This window comes from Streptomyces sp. MS06 (genome assembly GCF_047200655.1).
Taxonomy (GTDB): Bacteria; Actinomycetota; Actinomycetes; order Streptomycetales; family Streptomycetaceae; genus Streptomyces.
Genome location: NZ_JBJZOJ010000033.1, coordinates 56,458 through 81,346, shown reverse-complemented (window position 1 = coordinate 81,346; position 24,889 = coordinate 56,458). Strand labels below are relative to the sequence as shown.

The window sequence follows — 24,889 nt, the reverse complement described above, 5'->3', positions numbered from 1 at the left end:
CTCCCTCCTGTCGGTGGAATACCCTCCCCCCCCCCCCCCCGGCGCCGGGCACCGTCACCCGCCTCCGGCGGACCTCAGGCGCCGCAGGACCTGAGGAACCTGCGGGTGCGGACCGCGATGGGCATCGGCTTCTCCGGCTCGCACGGGTACATGTCCTGCTCCACGATGGCGAACAGGTCCACGCCCAGTTGCTGGGCGGCCGCCAGCACGGGCTCGAGGGCCGGTACACCCGACGGTGGTTCGCACATCACGCCGCGCTGCACCGCCGGCCCGAACGGCACTCCGCCGGCCACCACCTCGGCGAGGATGTCCGGGTCGACCTGCTTGAGGTGCAGGTAGCCGATGCGCTCGCCGTAGGTCTCGATCAGCTTGACGCTGTCGCCGCCGCAGTAGGCGTAGTGCCCGGTGTCCAGGCAGAGGCCGACCAGGTCGGCGTCGGTGGAGTCGAGGAAGCGCACGACGTGCGCCTCGGTGTCGATGTGGGTGTCGGCGTGCGGGTGGACGACGATGTCGAGGCCGTAGGCGTCCCGCACCCGGCGCGCGAGCCGTTCCGTACCCCGGGTGAGATGAGCCCACTGCTCGCGGGTCAACTCGGGGGGTTCCAGCAACTCGGCGGTCTTGTCGTCCCGCCAGAACGACGGGATGACCACCAGGTGCTTCGCGCCCGTCGCCCGCGTCAGTCCGGCGACCCGGGAGACGTGCTCCCAGGTGCGCTCCCACTCCTCGGGACCGCGGTGCAGGCCGGTGAAGACGGTGCCCGCGGAGACCTTCAGACCGCGCTGTTCCACCTCGTCGTTGAGGCGGGCGGGGTCGGTCGGCAGGTAGCCGTAGGGGCCCAGTTCGATCCACCGGTACCCGGCCTCGGCCACCTCGTCCAGGAAGCGCTGCCAGGGCACCTGCCGCGGGTCGTCGGGGAACCACACGCCCCAGGAGTCGGGGGCCGAGCCGACCCGGATGCGGTCGAGGACAGCAGGCATGTCAGAAGGTTCCTTCCGGTGTCGGGCGCGCCGTGGGCACGCTGCGCTCGTTCCCTCGGACTGCCCGGTTGTGCGAAGCGATCCGTCGTTCCCGTACCTCGCCGTACGGCGGGAGGGGGCGGACCGAGGGGAAGGGGGGAGGCTGGGAGGGGGAGGTAGTGATCAGGGAGGGAGGGGAAGGGGACGATGGGTACACGCTAGGGGCCGTGCCGGCTTCCGGCACCACTCCCGGGGGCGGCAGGCTCCCGGGGGCGGCAGGCTCCCGGGGGCGGCAGGCTCCCGGCCCGTCGCTTCCCGCCCGGTCACTTCCCGTCCCTCATTCCCGTCCCCTTCATCTCCCGAGGAGCGTCGCACATGGCCGAGCCGGACCGGTCCGCCCCGTCCTTCGACCTGATCACGATGGGCCGCATCGGTGTAGATCTCTACCCTCTGCAGTCGGGCGTGCCCCTGGCCGACGTGGAGACCTTCGGCAAGTTCCTCGGCGGTTCGGCCGCCAACGTGGCGGTCGCGGCCGCCCGCCAGGGCCGCACCGCCGCCGTGATCACCCGAACGGGGGACGACCCGTTCGGCGTGTATCTGCACCGGGCCCTGAAGGAGTTCGGAGTGGACGACCGCTGGGTCACGCCCGTTGCCGCGTACCCGACACCGGTCACCTTCTGCGAGGTCTTCCCTCCCGACGACTTCCCGCTGTACTTCTACCGCCGGCCCAAGGCCCCCGACCTGGAGATCCGCGCCGAGGAGCTGGATCTCGCCGCCGTCCGCGCGGCCCGCGTCTTCTGGGTCACCGGCACCGGGCTGAGCGAGGAGCCGAGCCGGTCGGCCACGCTCGCCGCCCTGGAGGCCCGCGCCGGGGCCGGTACCGCCGTCTTCGACCTGGACTGGCGCCCCATGTTCTGGCGGGACACCGGGACGGCCCGCCCGTACTACGCGGAGGCGCTGCGGCACGCCACGGTGGCCGTGGGCAACCTGGAGGAGTGCGCAGTGGCAACCGGTGTGAGCGCGCCGTGGGCCTGCGCCGAGGCCCTGCTGTCGGCGGGCGTGGAACTGGCGGTCGTCAAGCTGGGCCCGCGTGGCGTACTCGCCGTGCACCGCGACGGCACCACCGCGGAGGTTCCGCCGGTGCGAGTCGAGGTGGTCAACGGTCTCGGCGCGGGCGACGCCTTCGGCGGTGCGCTCTGCCACGGCCTGCTGTCCGGGTGGGAGCTGGAGCGGATCATGCGGTACGCCAACGCGGCAGGCGCTCTCGTCGCATCCCGCCTCGCCTGCTCGTCGGCGATGCCGACCCCGGCGGAGGTCGACCGCCTCCTCACGCGTGGCGCCCCCTGAGTGCCCGCACGGGACTGCCACGCACTACCCGGGCGTCTCCCGCCGGCAGTCACCCGGATCCGCGGCGGCCGGGTGGACCGGCGGCCCCACCGCGGCCCCGGCGGATCGCCGGCCCACCGGGGCGCAAGGCGCGGCGGGCCCGCGGGCGCCGGCAGGGCATCGCGGTCGACCGGCACGCGCGACACGGTGGTCGGCCGGCACGCGCGACACGGTGGTCGACCGGCACGCGCGACACGGTGGTCGACCGCTGGCTGAGGTGCCCGGACGGGGACACTCTGGAGAGGGCGGCGGGCACCGGCCGCCGTCTGCTGTGTCCCGGACCCGACCCGGAGGAACGGACCTCTCATGAGCTGCCACATCCCCGCAGGAAAGACCGGCCGGGGCGTCCGTGCCGTCGACATCTCCCCCGAGACCGCCGGCTGGGGCCATGCGGGCCTGCGGGTGCTGCGGCTGCCCCCCGGCGGCTCGCACACCTTCGACACCGGCGACAGCGAGTGGATCGTCCTCCCGCTGGCGGGGGCCTGCACCGTCGACACGGGTGAGGAGACCTTCCGGTTGCACGGCAGGGCGAGCGTGTTCAGCGCGGTGAGCGACTTCGCCTACGTCCCCCGGGACACCGGGGTGACCGTCGGCTCAGCGGACGGCGGCCGGTTCGCGCTGGCCGGCGCCCGCTGCACCCGGCGGCTGCCCGCCCGCTACGGTCCGGCCTCGTCCGTCCCGGTCGAACTGCGCGGCGCCGGCAACTGCTCCCGCCAGGTCAACAACTTCGGCGCGGCGGGCGTCTTCGACTGCGACAAGCTGATCGCGGTCGAGGTGCTGACCCCCGGCGGCAACTGGTCGTCGTTCCCGCCGCACAAGCACGACGAGCACCGGCCCGGCGAGGAGTCCCGGCTGGAGGAGATCTACTACTTCGAGTTCGCCGCCCACGACGGCATCCCGGGCCTCGGCTACCAGCGGGTCTCGCCCTCCGGGCGGGGCGGCGGCACCGATGTGCTGGCCGAGGTCCGCGACGGCGACGTGGTGCTCGTCCCGGACGGCTGGCACGGGCCGTCCATGGCCGTGCCCGGCCACCACATGTACTACCTGAACGTCATGGCCGGCCCGGGAGCCGAGCGGGCCTGGCTGATCCGCGACCACCCCGACCACGCCTGGATCCGCGACACCTGGGCCGGCCGGGCCGTGGACTCCCGGCTGCCCCTGTGCGCCGCACCCAGGACGCCCCGCTGAACGTCTGCCGCCCCATCCGCCCCATCCGATCCGCCGAACTGCCGAACTGCCGAGGGGATCCTCGCCCTGCCGGCGCGGGCCGGCCTGGACGACACCGGCACGGCCGCCGCCTTCGAGTTCACACCTCGTCCAGTCGTGCCCGCTGATCCTCCGTCAGCTCGAGGTCGACCGCGGCCAGGCTCTCCTCCAGCTGTGCCACCGAGGACGCACCCACCAGCGGAACGATCGGCAGCCCGGAACCCATCTGCCAGGCCAGCACGACCTGGTTGACAGTGGCGCCGGCCTCCCGGGCCACCTCCCCCAGGGCGGCCAGCCGAGCGGGGGTGCCGGGGTGTTCGAAGTCCGCCCGCAGCGGCTTGTCCGCCCGGGTGTACGCGCCGGCGAGCAGCGGCGAGTAGGCGACCAGTACCAGTCCCGGCTCGGCCCGCAGGTAGCTCAGCAGCTCGGCGCCGGCATGTCCGAGGGAGCCCTCGGGGAACAGACCGCTGGGCATGTCGGTGCGCGGGCGCAGGTGGCTGTGCTGGTACTGCAGCACCTCGTATCCCGGCAGGCCCGCGGCCGCGGCCAGCGCACGGGCCCGTTCCACCCGCCAGACGGCGTGGTTGCTGACCCCGAGCAGGCCGACGGCACCCTCCGCGACGAGCCCGGCGAAGGCCTCCACGGTCTCCTCGACGGGGACGGTGCGATCCTCGATGTGCGCGTACAGCAGGTCCAGTCGCTCCACGCCGAGGCGTTCGCGGCTGCGGCGCGCGGACTCCTGTATCACCTTCGCCGACAGGCCCTCCGGATTGTCGACGAAACCGGTGCCCGGGGCGAGCGGTCGGGCGCCGAGCTTCGTCGCTATGACCACCTCGTCGCCGATCCCCCGACTGCGCCGCCAGCGCCCGAGGAGTTCCTCGCTCTGCCCGCCCTGACCGCCGTCGGTCCAGAACGCGTAGTTGTCGGAGGTGTCGATGAAGTTCCCGCCGGCCTCGACATAGCGGTCGAGGATCGCGAAGGAGGTGTCCTCGTCGGTGCGGGAGCCGAACAGCATCGCGCCGAGCGCGAGCACGCTCACCTCGCGGCGGGTGGCCGGGGCGCTGCCGATCGTGCGGTGTCTCACGGTGCTTCCTCCTCCTCGGCCGGACCGTCCGGCTCGCCGGGGAGTCTGCAGCCTGGAGCGCACTTCAGGTCAAGCGCGGGCCGCGCCCGGGACCGTCGCGGCAGGCCGAAGCCCCGCAGGAGCCCGCGGAAGGTGGTCGTGGTCCGCTTCGCGCTCGCGGAGCAGCGGGGAGCGGGGAGCGGAGAGTGGCGCAATGATCAACTGCGGCTACAAGACGGTGCGGAACGCCCCTGCGGGTTCCTCATGGCGGGCGTATGGAACGAGCTCGGCGAGCTGAGCGCGGATCTCGCAGGTCTCTACCGCGACCTGCACGAGCATCCCGAACTGTCGCTGCGGGAGCACCGCACGGCCGGGCTCCTCGCCCGATCGCTCCGTGCCGTCGGCTTCGAGACCTCCGAGCAGGCTGGCGGCACGGGTGTGGTCGGCGTGCTGCGCAACGGTGACGGGCCGGTGGTGACGGTGCGCGCCAGGCCGGGGCGGCGCCCAAGCCCCCCGAGATCGTGTGGACGCACAGCGCCCCGCTGCTGGTCAGCGACCCGGAGGCGACCGCGGCCACCGTGTCGGCGTTCTCGGCGCACTTCGGCGAGGACCGCCTGCTGCCGATGCCCCCGGTCGCCGCCAGCGAGGACGTCGGCGTCTTCGGCGACGCCGCGGGCGTGCCCACCGTCTTCTGGTTCTGGGGCGGCCTCGACACCGAGACCGCCGCCGCGGCTCTCGCCTCCGGGAACAGCGACTCGCTGCCGAGCAACCACTCCGCGTACTTCGCCCCGGTCGTCGAGCCGACGCTGAGCACCGGAGTGCAGGCGCTGGTCGTGGCCGCCCGCACCTGGCTCACCGGACCCATCGCTTCCTGACTCGCGTGCCGTTCCATCCGAACCAGGGCCGTGCACCGCGGTTCGGCGCCCGCGCCGGCGACTCCCTCGGCCCGGCCCGCGGAGCGAACGGCGCGCGGAGGCCAACCGCGGAGGAATCCCGCGCCGCACTGCCCGTAACGGTTTCGCCAAATCTCCCGGCAGCAGAGCCCCACACCTTGTTAGGCGAGCCTTACCTGACTTAGTTTTGGCGTGCTTCCCGCGTACGAAAGGCCGGAGTCCCTCATGTCCAGCGCGAACATCGCCCTACTCGGCGCCATCGCGGGTTTCACCATCTACCTCGGCCTTCCCGTCGGTCGCCTGCGCACGCCCGCACCGCGCCTCAAGGCGGGTCTGAACGCCGTGGCCATCGGCATCCTGACCTTCCTCGTCTGGGACGTCCTGACCCACGCCTGGGAACCGGTCGACGAGGCGCTGAGCAAGCACGCATGGGCGAACGTCGCGTCCGGGGGTGTCACCCTGGCCGCAGGACTCACGATCGGGCTGGCCGGACTCGTCCACTACGACGCCTGGGTCGGCCGCCGCCGTGCCGCCACCGCACGCCCGACCGGGCCCGGTGCCGCTGCCACCGCCGAACTGGCCCCGAGGACCCGCAGCCAGGCGGGCTCACTCGCGCTGATGATCGCCACCGGCATCGGCCTGCACAACTTCGCCGAGGGCCTGGCCATCGGCAACTCCGCCGCCCAGGGCGAACTGTCCCTCGCCCTGCTGCTGATCATCGGGTTCGGCCTCCACAACGCCACCGAGGGCTTCGGCATCGTCGCCCCCCTGGCCGCCGAGGGCGAACGCCCGTCCTGGTCGACCCTGCTGTGGCTCGGCCTGATCGGCGGCGGCCCCACCTTCCTCGGCACCCTCATCGGCCAGCACCTGGTCGACGACACGCTGTCGATCGCGTTCCTCGGCCTCGCCGCCGGGTCGATCCTCTACGTGGTCATCGAACTGCTCGCCGTCGCCCGCAGGACCGGGCTGAAGACCCTCACGACCTGGGGAATCCTGCTCGGCCTCCTGCTGGGTTTCGCCACCGACGCCGTGGTCACGGCAGCCGGCGCCTGAAGGCGGCGACACTCCCGCGCCGGCGACCACCGCACCTCTGCGCCCCCGGCGCCCGTCCAGCGCGACGGGCCGTGGGCCGAGCCCGGACCGCGCCGGCCCGCGCCTGCCCGCCGGTGGGAGCGCCACGGCGTAGGGCGTGCCTGTGCTCGTCGTCGGCCGACCCGGCGCGGGCGAGATGTGGCGGCCCCGCGCGGCCGAGGGGTCTCGCGGGACGTGCGAAACGAACGGAGAGCCGATGCGACTGCCCATCACCATCCGGCACGCACGCCTCGGATCAAGGGACTTCAAGGTCATCCGTCCTGCCGGGCCGGTACCCCACGCGGTACTCGTCGATCACGACCGGCACCTGGACGCCTACCTCGACGAGGACGCCGCACGCTGGATCGGTGGCCTGTGGGTACTCGCCGCCACGTCACCTCGCGCGCTGATCCACCTGCCGATCCGCGGCAACAAGCCGCCCTCCCGCACCCTGCCGGAGGACGCGACACGCCGCCTGGATCTCGTGCTGCTGCATCACTCGCTGCAGTTCGCGCCCGCACGCTGGAAAGAGCTCCGCCACCGCCTCGGTGCGGGCCTTCCGCGGACCGTGACACTGCCCGGTCCAGAGCTCGAGAGCGATGTCGAAGTCGACCACGAGGCGCGGCACCACCGGGAGAACCGGGACCTGTTCCACCAGCACCTCCACGCCGAGACCCTGTTCATGACCGGCAGTGCCAAGGTGTTCAGGGAGACCGCCCGGCACTTCCTCGACGTCGCTCGCAACGGGCCCGGCTACGTCCCCGTCCACCCGAACCACCCCTACTTCTGCACGGAGCTCCACTCCAACGACGGCATCCTCGGCGACGCTCGGGAGATCCACATCGAGTACTGCGACGAATGGGGCTCCTGATCGGACAGTCGCAGAGGGAGAGGGAGGGGGAGGGGATTCGGGTGGTTCCCGCGCCCGACTCCACGATGACGCCCGGACGTACACGGGATCACGGCCGCCGGAGCAGTGGTCTCCGCACACCTCAGCGTGCTGCGCGCACCGCGCTCGTCGCCGAGCCCGATCGTCGTCCCCGTCGACAACGGTCAGGGGCACCGGTCCCGACTGATCCCCAAAAATAATCAAGGGTCGGTTTCGGACGACACCGAAACCGACCCTCACCTGCGACTCTCACGAGTCGGGACGACAGGATTTGAACCTGCGACCCCTTGACCCCCAGTCAAGTGCGCTACCAAGCTGCGCCACGTCCCGATGCGCTTCGCGCGGTGCCCCGCGTGATCGCGCGAAGAGCACTCTACCTCACGCCGGAAGGCCTGCGGGACGCCCGACGGCGGGCGGGGGACAATCGGGCGTATGGACGGTACTGGACGGACGGGTGGGGCTGCTTACGGCCGAGCGACGGGCGGCCGGGCGGCGGGCGGCCGGGCGGCGGGCGGCCGGGCGGCGGGCGGCCGGGCGGCGGGCGGCCGGGACCGGGACGAGGCGGGCCGGGCCCGCAACGCCCGGCCCCGGGACGGGCTCGGGCGGCCCCTGCCGTACGGCGCGCAGGGGATGCCGCGGCAGCCCGAGGGGGTGGTGCGCCGTCCGGAGGAGACCGTCGCGCAGGCGCAGGCGCTGCTGGACGCCGGCAAGCCGTTTCACGCGCACGAGGTCTTCGAGGACGCCTGGAAGTCCGGGCCGGCGCGGGAGCGGTCGCTGTGGCGGGGTCTGGCGCAACTGGCCGTCGGCCTGACGCACGCCGCTCGCGGGAACGCGACGGGCGGGGCACGACTGCTGCGGCGCGGAGCCGTGGCGGTGGCCGAGTGGTCGGCCGCCACGGGCGAGCGGCGGCCCTACGGCATGGACCTGCCGGGTCTGGCCCGTTGGGCGCGGGACCTGGCGAGCGAGGTCGAGCGCGCTCACGGGCCGGTGGACGCCAGGCGCGCGGGGCCCCGGCTGCTCGGTTAGCCGGGCGGTGCCGTCGCCGGAGGCCGCGTACGGCAGACTCGGGGCGTGCGGAAGATTCAGGTCATCGGTATCGGTGCGGGCGACCCCGAGCAGCTCACCCTCCAGGCGGTCGCGGCGCTGCGGGAGACGGACGTGTTCTTCGTCCTGGACAAGGGCGAGGCGAAGAGCGACCTCACGGGGTTGCGCCGGGACATGCTGCGGGCCCATCTGCCCGAGGGCGCGTACCGCGTGGTCGAGGCGCGGGACCCGCAGCGCGACCGCGGGGCGGGCGGCGCCGCCTACTCGCCGGCCGTCGGCGACTGGCGCCGGGCACGGGCGGACATCTACGAGCGGCTGATCGCCGGGGAGCTGGACGAGGACGGGACCGGCTCGTTCCTGGTGTGGGGCGACCCGGCGCTGTACGACAGCACGATCGGGATTCTGGACGAGGTGCTTCGGCGGGGCACGGTCGACTTCGCCTATGACGTCGTGCCCGGCATCAGCAGCGTCGCCTCGCTGGCGGCCCGGCACCGGACGGGGCTGAACCGGGTGGCACGGCCGGTGCAGATCACGACGGGCCGCCGACTGGCGGAGGGCTTCCCGGAGGGCGTGGACGACGTGGTGGTGATGCTCGACGCCCACCAGGCCTTCCTCCGGTACGCGGGCGAGGACATGGAGATCTACTGGGGCGCCTACCTGGGCACCCCGGACGAGATCCTGGAGTCCGGTCCGATCGCCGAGGCGGCCCCGCGGATCGAGCGGTTGAGGGCCGAGGCCCGCGAGCGCAAGGGTTGGATCATGGACACGTATCTGCTGCGCCGCGGCCCGGAGGACACCTGACCCGCGGCCCGGAGGGCACCTGACCCGCCGCCCGTACGGACCGCTGCGGGTGCGGGGGTGGCATGCGGGTGTGACCGTGTCCTCGTGACAGTCGCCGAGGAAACCGCCGCTCCCGCCGGCCGGCCGCCCGTTCTGGACACCCGCCGCCGGAACATCGTCTTCGCGACGATCATGCTGGGGGTCCTGCTCGCGGCCCTCGACCAGACGATCGTGGGCACGGCACTGCCGACGATCGTGTCGGACCTGGGCGGTGCCGAGCACATGTCGTGGGTGGTCACCTCGTATCTGCTCGCGGAGACCGTGGCCACGGCGCTGGTGGGCAAGTTCGGCGACCTGTTCGGGCGGAAGGCGGTCTTCCAGGTCTCGGCGGTCGTGTTCATCAGCGGCTCGTTCCTGTGCGGCCTGTCGACCGACATGACCCTGCTGATCGTCTGGCGGGCGGTGCAGGGCGTGGGCGCGGGCGGGCTGATGGTGACGGCGATGGCGCTGATCGCCGATGTCGTCCCGCTCCGGGAACGCGGCAAGTACCAGGGCGCCATCGGGGCGGTGTTCGGCGTGGCCACGGTGATCGGGCCGCTGCTGGGCGGGCTGTTCACCGACCATCTGACCTGGCGGTGGGCGTTCTACGTCAACGTGCCGATCGCGATCCTGGTCGTCGTCGCGGCCGCGCGTACGATCCCGGCGGTGAGGTCGGCGTCCCGGCCGGTCATCGACTACCTGGGGATCGCGCTGGTGGCGGCCGGGGCGAGTGCGCTGATCCTCGCGACCAGTTGGGGCGGCAACCAGTACGCCTGGGGGTCCGGCGTCATCATCGGCCTGTTCGCGGGCGGCGCGGTCGCGCTGGGGCTGTTCTGCTGGGCCGAGGCGCGGGCGCGGGAGCCGATGCTGCCGATGCGGCTGTTCGGGAACCCGGTGTTCACTGTCTGCTCGATCCTCAGCTTCATCGTCGGTTTCGCGATGCTGGGGGCGATGACGTACCTGCCGACGTACCTTCAGTACGTCGACGGCAACTCGGCGACGATCTCCGGGGTGCGGACGCTGCCGATGGTCGTCGGCCTGCTCATCGCGTCGGTCTTCAGCGGCAACGTGGTCAGCAGGACCGGCCGGTACCGCTTCTTCCCCGTGGCGGGTTCGCTGGTGATGGGTCTCGGCCTGTATCTGATGTCGCTGATGGGGCCGGCGACGGGGGTGTGGCCGGAGTCGCTGTACATGTTCGTACTCGGCACCGGCATCGGCCTGTCCATGCAGGTGCTCACGATCGCCGTGCAGAACACCGTCGACTACGCGGACCTGGGCACCGCCACCTCGGGCGTCACCTTCTTCCGCACCCTGGGCAGCTCCTTCGGCACCGCCGTCTTCGGCACGATCTACGCCAACTCGCTCGCCCCGAACCTCCGTGACGGAGTCGCGGCCGCCGCGCGGGCGAGCGGAGTGGACCCGGCGTCGCTGTCGGCCGCGGCGACCAGCCCGCAGGGGCTCCACCGGTTGCCGTCCGGGACTGCCGCGCCGGTCGTCCAGGCGTACGCCGACACCATCCAGACGGTGTTCCTGTGGACCGTGCCGGTCGCCGCGCTGGGTTTCGTGGTCGCCCTGTTCCTCAGGCAGGTGCCGCTGCGGGACAGCGCGCGGATGGGCTCCACCGACATGGGCGAGGGCTTCGCCACCCCGCAGGACGCGAACTCGCAGCGGGTGCTGGAGACCGCCGTGGCCAAGATCATCGGCAGCGCGGACCCGGACACGTCGCGCCGGATCGTACAGGGCTCGGGCACCCGGCTCGACGTGGCGGGAGCCTGGGCGGTGATGCAGGTGGAGCTGTTCACCCGGCTGGTCGGCCACGCCGGGCTGGGCCTGATCGCCGCCCGCCGGCACCTGCCGCCGGAGGTGCTGCTGCCGGTGTTCGACCGCATGGTCGAGGAGGGGTACCTGACCCGCCACGGCAACCTCCTCTCACACACCGAGGCGGGCTCCCGCCAGGCCGCGCTGATCACCTCGGCGTGGGCATCCTGGCTGGAGGAGCGCGTCGAACGGGACGTGGGGCACCCCACCGGCCGGGAGTTGCGCGCCGCGGTCGACACGATCGCCAAGCGGCTGCTGGTGGAGGACCTCGGCGACGGGCCGGCCGGGACGGCGGGGCAGCCGGAGGCGGTGGCGGCCGCCTGACGGTCCGGAACCGGCGGCCGGAGCCCCCGGCGGCGGGAGCGGGGAACGGGGCGGGAGGGCCCAGGGGGCGGGCGGGCAAGCGCAGGAAGCGGGCGGGTAGGCGGCTGTGAGCGGGCGCGGAGCATTGGCAGCATGCCCGGCGCGGTGCCGGCGTCCGGTCACGGCCGCCGCAGGCCCAGCTGCCGCAGCGCGCCGTCCGCATCGGGCACCGTCTGCGCGCCGTCGGGCAGCGGCGGCCGCCGGACGAGCACGACGGGCAGCCCGAGTTCCCGGGCGGCGGTGAGTTTCGCGGCCGTCGCCGTTCCCCCGCTGTCCTTGGTCACCAGGACGTCGACGCGGTGGCGGTGCATCAGTGCCCGCTCGTCGGCGACGGTGAAGGGTCCCCGGGCCAGTACCACGTCGGCGCGGGCGGGGAGCGGTGGGGCGGGCGGCTCCACGGAGCGGACCACGAAGTGCAGGTCCGCCAGATCGGCGAAGGCGGCGAGGCCCAGCCGCCCGGTGGTCAGGAACACCCGGCGCCCCAGCCGGGGCAGCAGCTCGGCGGCGCCCTCCAGGGAGGGGACGGAGCGCCACCGGTCGCCGGGCGACGGCTGCCAGCCGGGACGGCGCAACACCACCAGCTCCCGTCCGGTGCGTGCGGCGGCACGCGCGGCGTTCGCGGTGATGGCGGCGGCGAAGGGGTGGGTGGCGTCGACGAGTGCGTCGACGCGCTGTTCCCTCAGCCAGGCGGCGAGGCCTTCGGCGCCGCCGAAGCCGCCGGTACGCACCTCACCGTCGAGCGCACCGGGGTGAGCCACCCGACCCGCCAGCGAGGTCGTCACCCGCACCCCGGGCAGGGCGGCGAGCGCGGCGGCCAGCAGACGGGCCTCGGTGGTGCCGCCGAGGACCAGAATGTGGCGGACCGGGCCCATCAGGCGGGGGCGCCGTCCGTGCCGCGGGCCAGCCGGTCCAGCCACTCGTGGAGCAGGGCTGCTTCGGCCGGGCTCAGTCCCGGTGGGACATCGCGCAGCCGTGCGCTCAGGGTGGCCGCGGCCGCGGGGACCGGGTCGGCGGCCGAAGCGGTGTCCGCGGCGGCCCCGGCGGTCTGGGTGACGGAGCCGATGACGGCGTCGCGGACGCGGGCGGAGAACGCCGGGTCGCGGTAGACCGCCGGCCGGGCGACCAGGGACAGGGCGACACCGGTGTTGGCGGACATCACCATGCGGGCGGCCAGCTCGGGTGCTGCGGTGAGACGCCCGGCGGCGGCGCAGCGGTCGATCGACCGGCGCAGGAGCTGGTGCGCTTCGTCGACGGCGTCGGGCGGCACGGGCAGCCCGGGCGAGAACATCAGCCGGTAGTGGTTGGGGTGCTCCAGGGCGAAGCGCACGTGGTTGTCCCAGCCGTCCCGGAGGTCCTGGACGGGGTCGGCGCCCGGGCGTGCGACGCGCTTGGACTCCAGGTACTCCTCGAAGCCCTGGTCCACCACGGCGGCGAGCAGCCCGGCCTTGTCGCCGAAGTGGCGGTACAGCACGGGCGCGCCGACGCCCGCGGCCTCGCACACCGCGCGGGTGGAGAAGTCCGCGTCGGGCGAGGCGGTCAGCAGCTCGGTCGCTGCTTTGAGGATGCGTTCCCTGACGTCCATGGGGTCAGTCTACGCGATTCGTAGCACCGATACCGAATTACCCCTAGCGTCGATACGGAACTGTGTTATCGTCGATTACGTCGAATCGAGAGCGACGCTACAACGGAGGTTGATGATGACTGCCACTGCTGCACCCACTGCCGTCGACCGGCCCGCCGGCACCGGCCGGAAGGTCGCGATCGTGACCGGCGGATCCCGCGGCATCGGCCGTGCGGCGGTGCGCCGCCTCGCGGACGACGGCTTCGCCGTGGTCGTCGGCTTCGCCGGGCACAAGCAGGCCGCGGAGGAGGCCGTCGGCGAGGTGGAGGCCGCCGGCGGCGCGGCGATCGCCGTCCAGGCCGACGTGGCCGAGGAGGAGCAGGTCGCTGCGCTGTTCGACGCGGCCGAGCGACGGTACGGGGGCCTGGACGCGGTCGTGCACGCGGCCGGCCGGATGGCGCTCGCCCCGGTGGCCGAGCTGGACCTCGCGGAACTGGACGCGCTGCACCGCACCAACGTCCGCGGCACCTTCGTCGTGGCCCGGCTGGCGGCCCGCCGGATCCGCCCGGGCGGTGCACTGATCACCTTCTCCACGTCCGTGCTCGGCCTCGCACTGCCCGGCTACGGCGCGTACGCGGCGAGCAAGGGCGCCGTCGAGGCGCTCACCCTGATCCTGGCCCGCGAGCTGCGCGGCCGGGACGTCACGGTCAACGCGGTCGCCCCCGGCCCCACGGCGACCGAACTGTTCCTCGACGGCAAGGACGAGGAGACCGTCGCCCGTCTGGCCGCCCAGCCGCCGCTGGAGCGCCTGGGCACACCGGAGGACATCGCCTCGGTGGTGTCGTTCCTCGCCGGTCCGGCCGGGCGCTGGGTGAACGGCCAGGTCGTGCGGGCCAACGGCGGCATAGTCTGAGCGCACGGCCTGAGCCCGCACGGCCGACCGTCGACCGGGGCGGCCACGGTCAGCGACGGCCGGTCCACCGGAGTGAGCGGGCGGCCGATGGCGGCCGAGGCCCTGGTGGCCCAACCGGACTGCGCTGTCAGGCGGTCGGGCGACCCATACGGCCCGCTCGAAGTTCCCGCTCGAGGTCCTGGCTTCGCCGGTCGAAGCAGAGACCACTTGTCGACGGGTTTCGGCCTGTCCTCACCGGTCGCCGTCCTGTCGGCGAAGGCCGTCGAGGATGACGTTCATCAGAGGCCGTACCCTTGACGCCCATTCGTCCCGGTCCAGTCGGCCGAGGAAGGCGATGAGCAGGAGGACCCCGCGGGCGTCCACGTCCGTGCGGATGGAACCGGCCGCCTTACCCGCGTCCAGCAGCTGGGCGAGGGCGCCTTCGATGGGGTGCCGGCTGTGGGCGACGAGGTCCTGCCACGCCGCAGGCTCGAGCGCGGCCAGGACGCCGCGCTTGACCCCGGCGTAGTCGACCACTCGGGTGAACAACGCCGGCGTCGCCCCGATCAGCCCGCTCGCCGACCTCGACACCGAAGGCTGGTCGACCATGATCGATGTGAACCTTCGCGGCATGCTCAACGGCGTCGCCGCCGCGCTGCCCGTCTTCCGCAAGCAAGGTTCGGGCCACCTGATCAGTATCGTCTCCGTGGCCGGCCTGAACGGCGCGTCCCCCACGATGGCCGTCTACGCCGCGACCAAGAACGCGGTCCGCACCGTCCACGAGGGGCTGCGCGCGGAGTCCACCGACGGGGTGGTGCGCACGACGGCCATCTCGCCGGGATACATCCGCACCGATCTCGCCGACTCGATGGCAGACCAACGTATCCGCGAGCAGACGCGCGAGCGCATGGACTCGATGGGCATCCCGCCGGCCGCAGTCGCCCGCGCAGCGGCCTTCGCCGTCGAGCAGCCCGGCGACGTCGAGATCGGCGAGATCAACGTTCGCCCCACCGTCCAGGCATGACACCCGTCGTCACCGCTCACGCGAGACGGTCGCCGGCCGCTTGCGGAAGCCACTGTTCGACCCGCCGCGCCGACGTGTGGCTCACAACTCGGGACTGAGCCCCGACCCTCAGCCGCCGGCCTCGCCGTACTCACCGGCCAGGCGGATCGTCACGTTCCCGAGGCCGACCTCGGCCTGCCTCCCCGGCATGTCGGCCTGTCGAGGATCCGCAGGAGGACCCACCCGGCGGGCACCCCTCGCAGGGCATCCCGGGCGGAGCGACGCCCGGGCCCGCCGGTGCGGCGGACGGGACGGGACGCGTCCGGCCCGCCGCGGCGTCAGTGCCGTTCGACGAGGAGAGCGCTGCCCTGGCCGACGCCGACGCACATGGTGGCCAGGCCCCGGTGCGATCCGGTGCGGCGCATCCGGTGCAGCAGAGTGGTCAGGATGCGGGCGCCGGAGCAGCCGAGCGGGTGGCCCAGGGCGATGGCGCCCCCGCTGGGGTTGACCAGGTCGGGGTCGATGCCGAGCTGGTCGACGCAGGCGAGCGCCTGGGCGGCGAAGGCCTCGTTGAACTCGGCCTCCTGCACGTCGCCGAGTTCCCAGCCGGCCCGACCGAGGACCTTGCGGGTGGCCGGGACCGGGCCGATACCCATCACGTCGGGGTGCACGCCGGCCGACGCCCCGGCCACGTACCGGCCCATGGACTCGAGGCCGAGGTCGTTCAGTGCTTCCTCGCTGACCAGCAGCAGTCCGGCGGCGCCGTCGTTCATCGGTGAGGCGTTTCCCGCGGTGACCGTGCCGCCGGCCCGGAAGACCGGCTTGAGCCGTGCCAGCCGCTCGGGAGAAGTGTCCTCGCGGATGCACTCGTCGGCGTCGACGACCACGCCGTCGGGGCGTTCGACGGGCAGCAACTCGTGGTCGAAATGGCCGTTCTTGCGCGCCAGCGCCGCCAACCGGTGGCTGCGCAGGGCGAACTCGTCCTGCCGCTCGCGCGGGACGCCGTACCGCTCGGCGACCTCCTCGGCGGTCTCCCCCATGGACAGCAGACCGTGCAGATCCTTCATCGCCGGGTTGACCAGGCGCCACCCCAGCCGGGTGTCGGCGGTCTCCATACGGTGCGGCAGCGCCTCGTCCGGGCGCGGCAGCACGAAGGGCGCGCGGCTCATCGACTCCGACCCGCCGGCGAGCACGATGTCGGCCTCGCCCGCCGCGATGGTGCGGGCGGCGGCCGTGACCGCCTCCAGTCCGGATGCGCACAGCCGGTTCACGGTCGCCCCGGGGACGGACTCGGGAAGCCCGGCGAGGAGGGCCGCCATGCGGGCCACGTTGCGGTTGTCCTCGCCGGCCTGGTTGGCGGCTCCCCAGTAGACGTCGTCGACGCGGGCCGGGTCGAGTGCGGGCACATCGGCGACGAGTCCGCGCAGCACGGCGGCGGCGAGGTCGTCGGGGCGCACCGCGGAGAGGGCTCCGCGCAGTTTGCCGATGGGCGTGCGGCGGGCGGCCGCGAAGTGGACGGGACGCACTACAGACTCCTGACCGTCATCGCTCAGCTGAGACCATTAATTAGCACTGCTAGTTTTGGACTATAGACCGTCCACCCGCACTCTGGGAAGATCCTCCGAGATCCCGCGCCCTCACCGGCGCCGGTTGCCGGTGCCGGAGCCGAACGACGAACGACGAACGACGAAGTCTGGAGGAGACATGACGGACGCCCGCACGCACCTCCTGAGCGGGACCCATGGCGTCCTCGCGGTCCGCGAATGGCCGCGGGAGCGGCCCCGCTGCGTCGTCCTGATCGCGCACGGCTACGGCGAACACGCCGGCCGCTACGCCGAGGTGGCCGAGGTGCTGCGCACCCACGGCGCGGCAGTCTACGGGCCCGACCACGTCGGCCACGGGCGGTCGGCGGGCGAGCGCGTGGTGATCGACGACTTCGAGGACGTGGTCACCGACGTGCACGCGGTGGCCGCCCTCGCCCGCTCCGCGCACCCGCACGCGCCGGTCGTCCTGATCGGCCACTCCATGGGCGGTCTGATCGCCGCCCGCTACGCCCAGCGGTACGGCGACTCACTCACCACGCTGGTGCTGTCGGGACCGGTGATCGGCGACTGGAGGACCCCGCGCCGACTGCTCGACCGGGCAGCGGAGCTCGGCGAGATCCCCGACGTCCCGGTCAGCCCGGCCGCGCTGTCCCGCGACCCCTCCGTCGGTGCGGCGTACGCGGCGGACCCCCTGGTATGGCACGGCCCGATGAAACGGCCGACGCTCCTGGCGTTCGTCCGCACGCTGGACACCGTCGCCCGGTCCGGCGACGTCGGAAGGCTCCCGGTGCTGTGGCTGCACGGCGACGACGACCGACTGGTCCCCCTCCCCGGCAGCCGCACCGGTGTCGAGCGGCTGAGCGGAGGCGCGCTGACCGAGCGGATCTTCCCGGGCGCCCGGCACGAGGTGTTCCACGAGACCGACCGGGCGGAGGCCTTCGCCGAGCTGACCCGGTTCCTGGACAGCGTGCTCATCGACCCCGGTCGATGAGCAGGAGCGAGCCCGGGACCGGATCCCGGCCCACCGGTGGCGGTCGTGCACCGGCTCGGGCAAGGTGCTGTGCCTGGTCTGGAGTTGGCCCCGAGACGTGGCCTTCCCTCACCGCCGGCCGGAAGCCGGGGTCCGCCTCTCCCTGTCGAACGGCAGGAGCGTCTCTAATCAGCTGAGCGAACCAATGCGAGTCGTAGTGTCTGGTTCGGGTTCTGCCCAGTGTGGAGGGGTGGCGTGAGTGTGCAAGTGGAAGCCCGCGCCCAACGCCGCCCCTCGTGGCCTGTGCCGGGTGGTGGGTGTGCTGATCGTCGTCACGTCCTGGTCCCGGTGGGCTGCGCGGGGCAGCCGGGTCCGGGCCGTGTGAGCGTGTCCCTCCGGACGCTTGCCCGCCGGGCCCTGCGGCCTGGCGGGGGAGGGTGTCCGGCGTCGCCTGGGCGTCGGACGTGCTGCATGACGCCGGGTGGGTCCGGTCTTCGACCGGTCCTTCCGGCTGGTCTTGGCGGTCGGGGTGACCACGGCTGCGGCTTCGAGCTCGTCCACCACGCTGCGGATGACCATGGCGCCGCTGGCGCGGTCCACCACAGTCTTTGCCTGGTGGGTGAAGCCGCGGGCGGCGATGCGTTTCCACGCGCCGGCGTCGCGGTCGCCCTGGTAGCCGCAGGAGCCGCAGACAGCCCATTTCCATCCCGGCTTCGTGGGCCGGTCTGGTGCCTTTCGGTGCCGCAGTGGTGTGAGGCACCGCGGGCAGTGCTTGGAGGTGTTCCGTGCCGGGACGGTGACGACGGCGATACCGGTCTCGGCGGCCAGGTGCCGCATGCGGTCCACGATCTGCCCGCGCACCGTCTGGGACATGCGCGTGTTGTGGGTGCGGCCCATCCCCAGGGCCTCCATCGAGCGGAGGTCCTCGACGTAGATCACCGTCGCCGAGGCGGCAACCGCCTGGTCGACGGCCCACCGTGCGGCGGCCCAGGCGAGCGAGTCGTTGAGGTTGGAGCGCCGGTCGCAGACGTGCCGGATCTCCTGGGCGAGGACCTCCCGCCTGCCGGCCAGCGGATGCCCGGCGTCACCGTCGATGAGCCGCTGGTACCGGTCGGCCTTGGCGTGCAGGTCCTCGGACAGGCGCCGCAGACGGTGCTGCTTGGCCAGGACACCACAGGCCCGGAACATGCCGCCCGCGCCAAGCGGGGTGATACGCCCGTCGTCGTGGAGACGGGCCGCCCCGGCGGACAGCAGGGTGTTCAAGCCCCAGTCCACACCCAGCGCGACCGTGTGCCCGGTCCGCTGGGACGCTTCGCGGCCCTGGATGTACGCAGCAGCTCCATGAACCCAACCATACATACGCAACACTAGGGATGACTAACGAAGTTGGTGAGCCTATGACTGACCGAGCCGGCCCTGTCGTCCACGTGTACGAAAACGGGGAGATGGTGTTCGATCCGTCCCTGCCCGCCGACGTGTTGACGGGGCTGCGTTCGAACACGGCAGAGCTGTACGAAGCGGCCCCGGGGACCGAGCCTCGCTTCCACCAGCTTCGGCGCGAGCGGATTGCAGCGGGTGCCGTCGTCTGGTGCCTGGTCGTCGCGGTGACGTCGGTCGCGGCGTATGCGGCCGGACCGGTGCTCGCGTGGGTGATCGGGATGCTGGGCGTGTTCGCCTACGTCCCCTGGAACGCGGTGGACCGTCGGGCCAACATCAACGGGGTCCTGGCCATCCAGGGGTTGCTGAGCCTGCCGTTGTTCCTGCCGTTGGGGATTTCGTTCGTGATCCTGCCCGATCTCTCGCCTGGCACCGCGATCCTCAGGCTGGCGGTGCTCGGCCTCCTTCCCTATGGAACCTTCGTCGGTCCGGGAAGACTGACACCGGGCGACCGAGCCTGCGTCGTGGGTCGGGACCGGTTTGTTCGGCTCTCCCAACTGAGCTACAAGGAATGCCAGTTGTTGCGGCGGGTGCAGTCGGCGTACGAACGGGTGGCGGAAGCACAGCGGCTGCTGGCTCCGGCGTTCGACGCGGGCGAGGTCCTCAAGGCACTGCATGAGCAGGCGTGGCGGCTTGCCTCCCGGATGGCGGAACTCGCGCCGCTGACCCGGGAGGTGGATCGGTTGAGCAAGGAGGCCGCCACCGAGCACGTGCGCGCGTCGCTGCGCCCGCAGGCCGAGGCCGTGGCAGCGGCCAGAGCGGCGGACGCCGCCGTGGTGCGGTCCATCGAGGACTACATCCACCCGGTGGATCGGGCGGTGCGCGCGCACCGGGAGTGGGAGCAGATCCACCGCATCGCCGACCTCGCCGACAGCGGCGCCGCGCTGTCGGCGCTGGCGCAGGTCGACGCAGTTGCCGAGAATCGGATCCCGGCTCCCGACCTCGAGTCCGATCTCGGCCTGGAAGCGGCACGCCTGGCCCGCCAGGAACTAACCGCCGAGGCCATGAGCGCGAACACCCGGCTGCTCGACGCCCTGAACGCCTGACGGGCACCCGTCCCGTGGCAGCGGGGCCGCACAGCGTTTGCAGCGGTGCGCCCGGGGCACTCGCGGACCCATGGAGTGGTTGCGCCGAGCCGCCTGTGGGGCGAGGTCGGCGCGGGAGGCGTCGAGGCCCGCTGAACGAGAGAGGGAAGCCGTGACCGACGACCGGCGCCTGGTGCGCGAGCTGATGCGCGGGCACGGGCGGACGTACGCCGCGGAGGCGGGCATCCGGCTGAAGGACACCCCCCAGCCGCTGTACCGGCTGCTCGTCCTCGCCGTGCTGCTCAGCGCCCGGATCCGCGCCTCGGTGGCCGTCGCCGCCGCCCGCGAACTGTCCGAGGCGGGGCTGCGCGATCCGGAGCGGATGGCCGACGCCGACTGGCAGCAGCGGGTGGACGCGCTCGGCCGGGGCGGCTACCGGCGCTACGACGAACGCACCGCCACCCTGCTCGGTGAAGGGGCCCGGATGGTGCAGGGCAGGTGGGGCGGTGACCTGCGGCGGTTGCGCGAGGAGGCCGGCGGCGACACCGCCGCGTTGCGCCGGCTGCTCCAGGAGGTCCCGGGCCTCGGACCGGTGGGCGCCGACATCTTCCTGCGCGAGGTGCAGCAGGTGTGGCCGGAGACTGTGCCCTATCTCGACCGCAAGGCGCTGTCGGGCGCCGAGCGGCTGCACCTGCCGAAGGACCCCGACGCGCTCGTGGAACTCGCCGGAGAAGGCGAACCGGCATCGCTGGCGGCGGCGTTGGTGCGGGCCTCACTGGACAAGGCCGTCGTCGAGGACTGCCTGAGCCGAGCGGGCTGAGCCCGAGCAGGCCGAACCGAGCAGGCCGAGCCGCGCCGACGACCGGATCGAGGGGCTCCCGTACCTGCGACCAGGCCGACTCCCCGAGCCGGTCGGGCGCCCGGGCGCCCGGTCGCCCGGTCGGCTCGCCCGCCCACGTCGGCTCGACCATCGCCAGGCCAGCCGATCAGCGGTCGGCGGTCGGGGAGCGGGGAGCGGCGGGAAGCCGGCACCGTCCGACGCGTCCCGCGCCCGCCTACGCCAGCCGGCTGAGCGCGGCGGACACCAGTGTGCGCACGCCGGGCAGCAGCACCGAGGCGTCGGGGGCGAACAGCGGGCTGTGGTTGCCGGGAACGGCGTCGAACTTCTCCAGCAGCCCCTCCCCCGGCGCCGCCTCCCACACGGCGGCCGGGGTGGACGTCACGAACCAGTAGTCGTACGGCACCCCCTCCGGCGCCAGCAGGGAGAAGTCCTCGCTGCCCATCACCGGGCCGGCGTCGATCACGCTCTGCGCGCCGAACAGGGCCCGGTGCACGGCGGCGACCTCGGCGTCCAGTCCGGCGTCGTTGAAGGTGGCGGGGTAGCCGGACACCACCTCGAATCCCGGGGGTGCGGGGCAGCCCGCGGCACGGCACTCGCCGTCCACGACGCGCCGCACGGCGGAGAGGACCCGCCGGCGCACCGAAGGGTCCTGCGTGCGCAGGTTGAGGGCGAGCCGCGCCCGGTCCGGGATGACGTTGTGCTCCGTACCGGCCTCGAACCGGCCCACGGTCAGCACCGCCGACTCGCGTGCGGCGACCTCGCGGGAGACGACCGTCTGCAAGCGCGTGACGATGTGGGCCGCCGTGACGATGGGGTCGACGGTGGCCTCGGGCCGCGAGCCGTGTCCTCCGACGCCGTGGACGACCACGTCGACGTCGTCGGAGGCCGACATCACCAGCCCCGCTCTGTGCGGGTAGAGACCGGGCGGCCCGGGTGCCACGTGCTGCCCGAGGAGCACGTCGGGGCGCGGGAACCGCTCGTGCAGTCCGTCGGCGACCATCGCGGCCGCTCCGCCGCCGGCCTCCTCTGCGGGCTGCCCGATCACGACCACGGTGCCCGACCAGACGTCCCGCGCCGCGGCGAGCGCGTCGGCGGCCGCGGCCAGCCAGGTGACGTGCAGGTCGTGGCCGCAGGCGTGCATGACACCGCCGGCGGCGGAGGCGTACGGCAGGCCGGTGGCCTCCTCGACCGGCAGCGCGTCCAGGTCGGCCCGCAGCCACACCACCGGGCCGGCTCCGGTGGACAGCACACCGACGACACCGGTCCCCGCGACGCCCTCCGTCACCTGGTATCCCGCCGCCTTCAGCCGTCCGGCGAGTTTCGCCGCGGTGCGGTGCTCCCGGAAGGACAGTTCCGGGTGGCGGTGCAGGTCTTGGTAGAAGTCCGCCAGGTCGGCGGTGCTCAGCCCGGCGGTCAGCTCCACGGTCAGCCGTGCCGCGGCGTCCGGTTCGGCCACGTCGCTCCCCTCTCGCGGGCGCCGTCGCGTCCGGCGCGCGCCGTCGCACCCATTCTGGGGGTGCGGCGCCCGCCGCAGCAGCCGGCTCCGGCGGCGGGCGTCAGTGACCGGCCGGTTCCAGCTCCAGCACCTGCGCGAGGGTGCGCAGCACGCCGTTCTCGTTGTTGGAGGGGGCCAGGTGGCGGGCTCGGCGGACGACGTCGGGATGGGCGTTGGCCATGGCGAACGACCATTCGGCGGCGTCCAGCATCTCGAGGTCGTTGAGGTAGTCGCCGAACACCATGGTCTGCGCCGGGGTGATGCCCAGTTCGCGCTGGAGTCCGCGGACGGCGGCGCCCTTGTTGGCGGTGCGGTTCATGACGTCGACCCAGTGCGCGCCGGAGACCACGACCTGGTGTGTGGCGGCGAACTCGGCGAGCGCCGGTGCGACGACGGTCTCGGCGGAGCCGAAGGTGTGGAGGGCGACCTTGATGACGTCGTCCTCCACCGCGGTGACGTCGTCCACGACCCGGTGCCGGAGGTAGTAGCTGCCGACCTCGGCCAGGAAGGCCCGGTCCGAGCGCTCCACGTAGGCGGACCTCTTGCCGCACAGCACGAGTCCCACGTCCGCACCGCCGGCCGCCAGCCGCCTGGTGGCCGCCACGATCCGGTCGGCGGCGGTCCGGTCCATGGGATCGCTGCTCAGCTCGACGCCGTCCCGCACCACGTAGGTGCCGTTCTCGGCGATGAACACCATGCCGTCGGCGACGCCGGTGAACTCCGCGGCCAGCGTGGCGTACTGGCGGCCGCTCGCCGGGCTGAACAGCACACCGCGGGCTCGCAGTTGCCCGAGGATCCCGTGCAGACCGTCCGGGGCCTTCTTGTCGTCGTCCAGGAGGGTGCCGTCCATGTCGGTGACGACGAGGCGGATGTCGGCACGGGCCGCGGCGGGTACGGCGTCGGCGGCGAGTGGCGCGGGCGAGTAGGGCATGTCCTGCTTCCGTGACGGGGGCTGCCCCGTCACCCTAACGGGGGATGACCGGCGCCCGGGCGCGGCCTTCACCCGGCGGAGGCTCCCGGGCCTCGGGCCGGTCCGGGCCTCACCCGGCGGGCCCCGGCCGCCCAGCGGGTCCCGGCCGCCCGTCGGGTCTCGGCCGCCCGGTGGGCCCGGACACCGGGGGCCGCGGTGCCGCGGATCCGCGCCCCGGCCGTGAAAGCCTGGCCCCGTACGCCTTTCGTGACCCGGCCGCCCAGCGTCGAGGAGATCCCATGCCGACCCATGCCGACCCCGTGCCCGGCGGACGTCCCGGCGACCTGGAGCGGGCCACCGCACTGAGCGGTGAGCTGGCCGCACGGGGCGTGCACGGAATCGTCCTGGCGTACGTCGACACGGCGGGCGTGTGCCGGGTGAAGACGGTCCCGACCGCGAAGCTGCCCTCGGCCGCGACCTGGGGCGTCGGAATGTCCCCGGTGTTCGACACCTTCCTCGGCGACGACGGCATCGTCACCACCGATGTGCTCGGTTCCCCCGACGGCGACCTGCGCCTCTACCCCGACCTGGACCGGCTGGTGGCGCTGCAGGCGCAGCCGGGCTGGGCCTGGGCTCCGGTCGACCGGATCAACCAGGACGGCTCGCGGCATCCGGGATGCAGCAGGACCCTGCTGCGGCGTGCCGTGGCCGAGGCCGCCGAACGGCACGGCATCACCTTCCGCGCGGGCATCGAGATCGAGTGGGTGTTCTGCCTCGGGGACGCGCCGGACGGGGAGTTCGTGCCCGCGACCCGCGGCCCGGCGTACGGCGCGGCCCGGCAGGTGGAGCTCGGCGACTGCGCCGCCGAGCTGCTCGCGGCGCTCGCCGCTCAGGACGTCGACGTGGAGCAGTTCCACCCCGAGTACGCGCCGGGCCAGTTCGAGTTGTCGGTGGGTGCGCTGGACCCGGTCGCGGCGGCCGACCGCAGCGTGCTGGTGCGGCAGACGGTCCGGGCGGTGGCGGAACGGCACGGGCTGCGCGTGTCGTTCGCCCCTGCGGTCGCCGCCGCCGGCGTCGGCAACGGCGGCCACGTACACCTGTCCGCCTGGCACGACGGCGCCAACCTGCACGCCGGCGGTGAGGGCCGGTACGGGATGACCGCGCGGGCGGAGGCGTTCACCGCCGGGGTGCTCGCCCATCTGCCGGGGCTGACGGCGGTGACCGCGCCCAGCCCGGCCAGCTATCTGCGGCTCAAGCCGTCGCAGTGGGCAGGGGTCTTCACGGCGTGGGGTCCGGAGGCCCGCGAGTGCGCGGTGCGGGTGATCACCGGTTCGGTGGGCCGTCGCGGCCGGGAGGCGAATGTCGAGGTGAAGCCGGTCGACCTGGCCGCCAACCCCTACCTGGCGCTGGCCTGCCTGATCGCCGCCGGCCTGGACGGGGTGACCGCGGGCGCGGTGCTGCCGGAGGAGGTCAGGGGGGACCCGGCACTGCTGGGTGGAGAGGAGGCCGCGGCCCGGGGGGTGCGGCGGCTGCCGACCTCGCTGGCTCAGGCGGTGGCGGAGTTCCGCGGCGACGCGCTGCTGCGGACCGCTCTGGGACCGGTCCTCGCCGACGCGGTGAGCGCGGTGCGGGAGGGGGAGATCGCCGCCGTCGCCGGGCTTGACGACGCGCAGGTCGCGGCGGCCTACCGGTGGACGTACTGA

23 protein-coding genes, 1 tRNA gene and 1 pseudogene are annotated in these 24,889 nt (G+C 73.4%); 15 read left to right on the top strand and 10 right to left on the bottom strand.

Features of this window, described 5'->3' with window-relative positions; genetic code table 11:
- Positions 1-74: 74 nt before the first annotated feature.
- Positions 75-977, bottom strand: coding sequence for a sugar phosphate isomerase/epimerase family protein (locus ACL02U_RS19305; protein WP_412792109.1), 903 nt, complete (start codon positions 975-977; stop codon positions 75-77).
- Positions 978-1,331: 354 nt separating this feature from the next.
- Between ACL02U_RS19305 and iolC the strand changes: the two genes are divergently transcribed.
- Both iolC and iolB read left to right on the top strand, forming a co-directional pair.
- Positions 1,332-2,303, top strand: coding sequence for a 5-dehydro-2-deoxygluconokinase (gene iolC, locus ACL02U_RS19300; protein WP_412792108.1), 972 nt, complete (start codon positions 1,332-1,334; stop codon positions 2,301-2,303).
- Between the two features lie 345 nt (positions 2,304-2,648).
- On the top strand, positions 2,649-3,530 hold the full coding sequence (gene iolB / locus ACL02U_RS19295) for a 5-deoxy-glucuronate isomerase (RefSeq protein WP_412792107.1): 882 nt from the start codon (positions 2,649-2,651) through the stop codon (positions 3,528-3,530).
- Positions 3,531-3,648: 118 nt separating this feature from the next.
- Here iolB and ACL02U_RS19290 read toward each other — a convergent pair whose 3' ends face one another.
- Positions 3,649-4,632 carry an aldo/keto reductase gene (locus ACL02U_RS19290; RefSeq protein WP_412792106.1) on the bottom strand — a complete coding sequence of 328 codons (984 nt, stop codon included), beginning with the start codon at positions 4,630-4,632 and terminating at the stop codon, positions 3,649-3,651.
- A gap of 243 nt (positions 4,633-4,875) precedes the next feature.
- Here ACL02U_RS19290 and ACL02U_RS19285 point away from each other — a divergent pair.
- From ACL02U_RS19285 to ACL02U_RS19270, 4 genes and pseudogenes are all read left to right on the top strand, one after another.
- A pseudogene (locus tag ACL02U_RS19285) lies at positions 4,876-5,100 on the top strand (amidohydrolase); the annotation flags it as partial.
- Between the two features lie 32 nt (positions 5,101-5,132).
- Positions 5,133-5,486, top strand: coding sequence for a hypothetical protein (locus tag ACL02U_RS19280; RefSeq protein WP_412792116.1), 354 nt, complete (start codon positions 5,133-5,135; stop codon positions 5,484-5,486).
- Positions 5,487-5,729: 243 nt separating this feature from the next.
- A complete protein-coding gene (locus tag ACL02U_RS19275) occupies positions 5,730-6,557 on the top strand; it encodes a ZIP family metal transporter (RefSeq protein WP_412792105.1) in 828 nt (275 codons plus the stop codon).
- Positions 6,558-6,792: 235 nt separating this feature from the next.
- Positions 6,793-7,446, top strand: coding sequence for a hypothetical protein (locus ACL02U_RS19270; protein WP_412792104.1), 654 nt, complete (start codon positions 6,793-6,795; stop codon positions 7,444-7,446).
- A gap of 274 nt (positions 7,447-7,720) precedes the next feature.
- Here the strand turns inward: ACL02U_RS19270 and ACL02U_RS19265 are convergent.
- A tRNA-Pro gene (locus ACL02U_RS19265) sits at positions 7,721-7,794 on the bottom strand.
- Positions 7,795-7,896: 102 nt separating this feature from the next.
- Here ACL02U_RS19265 and ACL02U_RS19260 point away from each other — a divergent pair.
- From ACL02U_RS19260 to ACL02U_RS19250, 3 genes are all read left to right on the top strand, one after another.
- Entirely contained in the window at positions 7,897-8,490 is a 594-nt protein-coding gene (locus tag ACL02U_RS19260; protein ID WP_412792103.1) for a DUF309 domain-containing protein, read from the top strand.
- Between the two features lie 45 nt (positions 8,491-8,535).
- Positions 8,536-9,309 (top strand): precorrin-6A synthase (deacetylating), encoded by a 774-nt coding sequence (gene cobF, locus ACL02U_RS19255; protein ID WP_412792102.1) that lies wholly within the window; start codon positions 8,536-8,538, stop codon positions 9,307-9,309.
- 84 nt (positions 9,310-9,393) lie between these two features.
- Complete coding sequence (locus ACL02U_RS19250) at positions 9,394-11,469, top strand: MDR family MFS transporter (RefSeq protein WP_412792101.1); 2,076 nt, start codon at positions 9,394-9,396, stop codon at positions 11,467-11,469.
- Between the two features lie 158 nt (positions 11,470-11,627).
- On the opposite strand, the gene ACL02U_RS19245 is transcribed toward ACL02U_RS19250, so the two are convergent.
- Positions 11,628-12,380, bottom strand: coding sequence for a cobalt-precorrin-6A reductase (locus ACL02U_RS19245; RefSeq protein WP_412792100.1), 753 nt, complete (start codon positions 12,378-12,380; stop codon positions 11,628-11,630).
- The gene (locus tag ACL02U_RS19240) at positions 12,380-13,090 is read right to left on the bottom strand and encodes a TetR/AcrR family transcriptional regulator (RefSeq protein WP_412792099.1); all 711 of its coding nucleotides are present in this window, start codon (positions 13,088-13,090) and stop codon (positions 12,380-12,382) included. Before ACL02U_RS19240 ends, ACL02U_RS19245 begins: the two co-directional genes overlap by 1 nt.
- Before the next feature lie 115 nt (positions 13,091-13,205).
- Between ACL02U_RS19240 and ACL02U_RS19235 the strand changes: the two genes are divergently transcribed.
- Complete coding sequence (locus ACL02U_RS19235) at positions 13,206-13,982, top strand: SDR family oxidoreductase (RefSeq protein ID WP_412792098.1); 777 nt, start codon at positions 13,206-13,208, stop codon at positions 13,980-13,982.
- Positions 13,983-14,213: 231 nt separating this feature from the next.
- Here the strand turns inward: ACL02U_RS19235 and ACL02U_RS19230 are convergent, their stop codons facing one another.
- The gene (locus ACL02U_RS19230) at positions 14,214-14,570 is read right to left on the bottom strand and encodes a hypothetical protein (RefSeq protein ID WP_412792097.1); all 357 of its coding nucleotides are present in this window, start codon (positions 14,568-14,570) and stop codon (positions 14,214-14,216) included.
- On the opposite strand from ACL02U_RS19230, the gene ACL02U_RS19225 reads away from it, so the two are divergent.
- Positions 14,503-14,985, top strand: a complete 483-nt coding sequence (locus ACL02U_RS19225) for an SDR family oxidoreductase (protein WP_412792096.1) — start codon at positions 14,503-14,505, stop codon at positions 14,983-14,985. The two genes, ACL02U_RS19230 and ACL02U_RS19225, sit on opposite strands and share 68 nt — an antisense overlap.
- A gap of 317 nt (positions 14,986-15,302) precedes the next feature.
- Here ACL02U_RS19225 and ACL02U_RS19220 read toward each other — a convergent pair whose 3' ends face one another.
- Positions 15,303-16,490, bottom strand: coding sequence for a thiolase family protein (locus tag ACL02U_RS19220; RefSeq protein WP_412792095.1), 1,188 nt, complete (start codon positions 16,488-16,490; stop codon positions 15,303-15,305).
- Between the two features lie 178 nt (positions 16,491-16,668).
- Between ACL02U_RS19220 and ACL02U_RS19215 the strand changes: the two genes are divergently transcribed.
- Complete coding sequence (locus ACL02U_RS19215) at positions 16,669-17,499, top strand: alpha/beta hydrolase (RefSeq protein WP_412792094.1); 831 nt, start codon at positions 16,669-16,671, stop codon at positions 17,497-17,499.
- A 168-nt stretch (positions 17,500-17,667) separates the two neighbouring features.
- On the opposite strand, the gene ACL02U_RS19210 is transcribed toward ACL02U_RS19215, so the two are convergent.
- Positions 17,668-18,741 carry a zinc ribbon domain-containing protein gene (locus ACL02U_RS19210; protein ID WP_412792093.1) on the bottom strand — a complete coding sequence of 358 codons (1,074 nt, stop codon included), beginning with the start codon at positions 18,739-18,741 and terminating at the stop codon, positions 17,668-17,670.
- Positions 18,742-18,923: 182 nt separating this feature from the next.
- Between ACL02U_RS19210 and ACL02U_RS19205 the strand changes: the two genes are divergently transcribed.
- Together ACL02U_RS19205 and ACL02U_RS19200 are read left to right on the top strand one after the other, a co-directional pair.
- Positions 18,924-19,961, top strand: coding sequence for a hypothetical protein (locus tag ACL02U_RS19205; RefSeq protein WP_412792092.1), 1,038 nt, complete (start codon positions 18,924-18,926; stop codon positions 19,959-19,961).
- Positions 19,962-20,145: 184 nt separating this feature from the next.
- Complete coding sequence (locus ACL02U_RS19200; RefSeq protein ID WP_412792115.1) at positions 20,146-20,760, top strand: endonuclease; 615 nt, start codon at positions 20,146-20,148, stop codon at positions 20,758-20,760.
- A 235-nt stretch (positions 20,761-20,995) separates the two neighbouring features.
- Here the strand turns inward: ACL02U_RS19200 and ACL02U_RS19195 are convergent, their stop codons facing one another.
- Positions 20,996-22,237, bottom strand: coding sequence for an amidohydrolase (locus tag ACL02U_RS19195; protein WP_412792091.1), 1,242 nt, complete (start codon positions 22,235-22,237; stop codon positions 20,996-20,998).
- A gap of 100 nt (positions 22,238-22,337) precedes the next feature.
- Complete coding sequence (locus ACL02U_RS19190; protein WP_412792090.1) at positions 22,338-23,207, bottom strand: Cof-type HAD-IIB family hydrolase; 870 nt, start codon at positions 23,205-23,207, stop codon at positions 22,338-22,340.
- A gap of 278 nt (positions 23,208-23,485) precedes the next feature.
- Here ACL02U_RS19190 and ACL02U_RS19185 point away from each other — a divergent pair, with 278 nt between their 5' ends.
- Positions 23,486-24,889, top strand: a complete 1,404-nt coding sequence (locus tag ACL02U_RS19185; RefSeq protein ID WP_412792089.1) for a glutamine synthetase — start codon at positions 23,486-23,488, stop codon at positions 24,887-24,889.

What these genes read in the sequence shown, in the direction of transcription:
- iolB (WP_412792107.1), top strand. Translation starts at nt 2,649, where the DNA reads ATGAGCTGCCACATCCCCGCAGGAAAGACCGGCCGGGGCGTCCGTGCC.
- ACL02U_RS19240 (WP_412792099.1), bottom strand. Translation starts at nt 13,090, where the DNA reads ATGGACGTCAGGGAACGCATCCTCAAAGCAGCGACCGAGCTGCTGACC.
- ACL02U_RS19235 (WP_412792098.1), top strand. Translation starts at nt 13,206, where the DNA reads ATGACTGCCACTGCTGCACCCACTGCCGTCGACCGGCCCGCCGGCACC.
- iolC (WP_412792108.1), top strand. Translation starts at nt 1,332, where the DNA reads ATGGCCGAGCCGGACCGGTCCGCCCCGTCCTTCGACCTGATCACGATG.
- ACL02U_RS19230 (WP_412792097.1), bottom strand. Translation starts at nt 14,570, where the DNA reads ATGGTCGACCAGCCTTCGGTGTCGAGGTCGGCGAGCGGGCTGATCGGG.
- ACL02U_RS19245 (WP_412792100.1), bottom strand. Translation starts at nt 12,380, where the DNA reads ATGGGCCCGGTCCGCCACATTCTGGTCCTCGGCGGCACCACCGAGGCC.
- ACL02U_RS19275 (WP_412792105.1), top strand. Translation starts at nt 5,730, where the DNA reads ATGTCCAGCGCGAACATCGCCCTACTCGGCGCCATCGCGGGTTTCACC.
- ACL02U_RS19190 (WP_412792090.1), bottom strand. Translation starts at nt 23,207, where the DNA reads ATGCCCTACTCGCCCGCGCCACTCGCCGCCGACGCCGTACCCGCCGCG.
- ACL02U_RS19205 (WP_412792092.1), top strand. Translation starts at nt 18,924, where the DNA reads ATGGTGTTCGATCCGTCCCTGCCCGCCGACGTGTTGACGGGGCTGCGT.
- ACL02U_RS19215 (WP_412792094.1), top strand. Translation starts at nt 16,669, where the DNA reads ATGACGGACGCCCGCACGCACCTCCTGAGCGGGACCCATGGCGTCCTC.
- ACL02U_RS19200 (WP_412792115.1), top strand. Translation starts at nt 20,146, where the DNA reads ATGCGCGGGCACGGGCGGACGTACGCCGCGGAGGCGGGCATCCGGCTG.
- ACL02U_RS19270 (WP_412792104.1), top strand. Translation starts at nt 6,793, where the DNA reads ATGCGACTGCCCATCACCATCCGGCACGCACGCCTCGGATCAAGGGAC.
- ACL02U_RS19305 (WP_412792109.1), bottom strand. Translation starts at nt 977, where the DNA reads ATGCCTGCTGTCCTCGACCGCATCCGGGTCGGCTCGGCCCCCGACTCC.
- ACL02U_RS19260 (WP_412792103.1), top strand. Translation starts at nt 7,897, where the DNA reads ATGGACGGTACTGGACGGACGGGTGGGGCTGCTTACGGCCGAGCGACG.
- ACL02U_RS19185 (WP_412792089.1), top strand. Translation starts at nt 23,486, where the DNA reads ATGCCGACCCATGCCGACCCCGTGCCCGGCGGACGTCCCGGCGACCTG.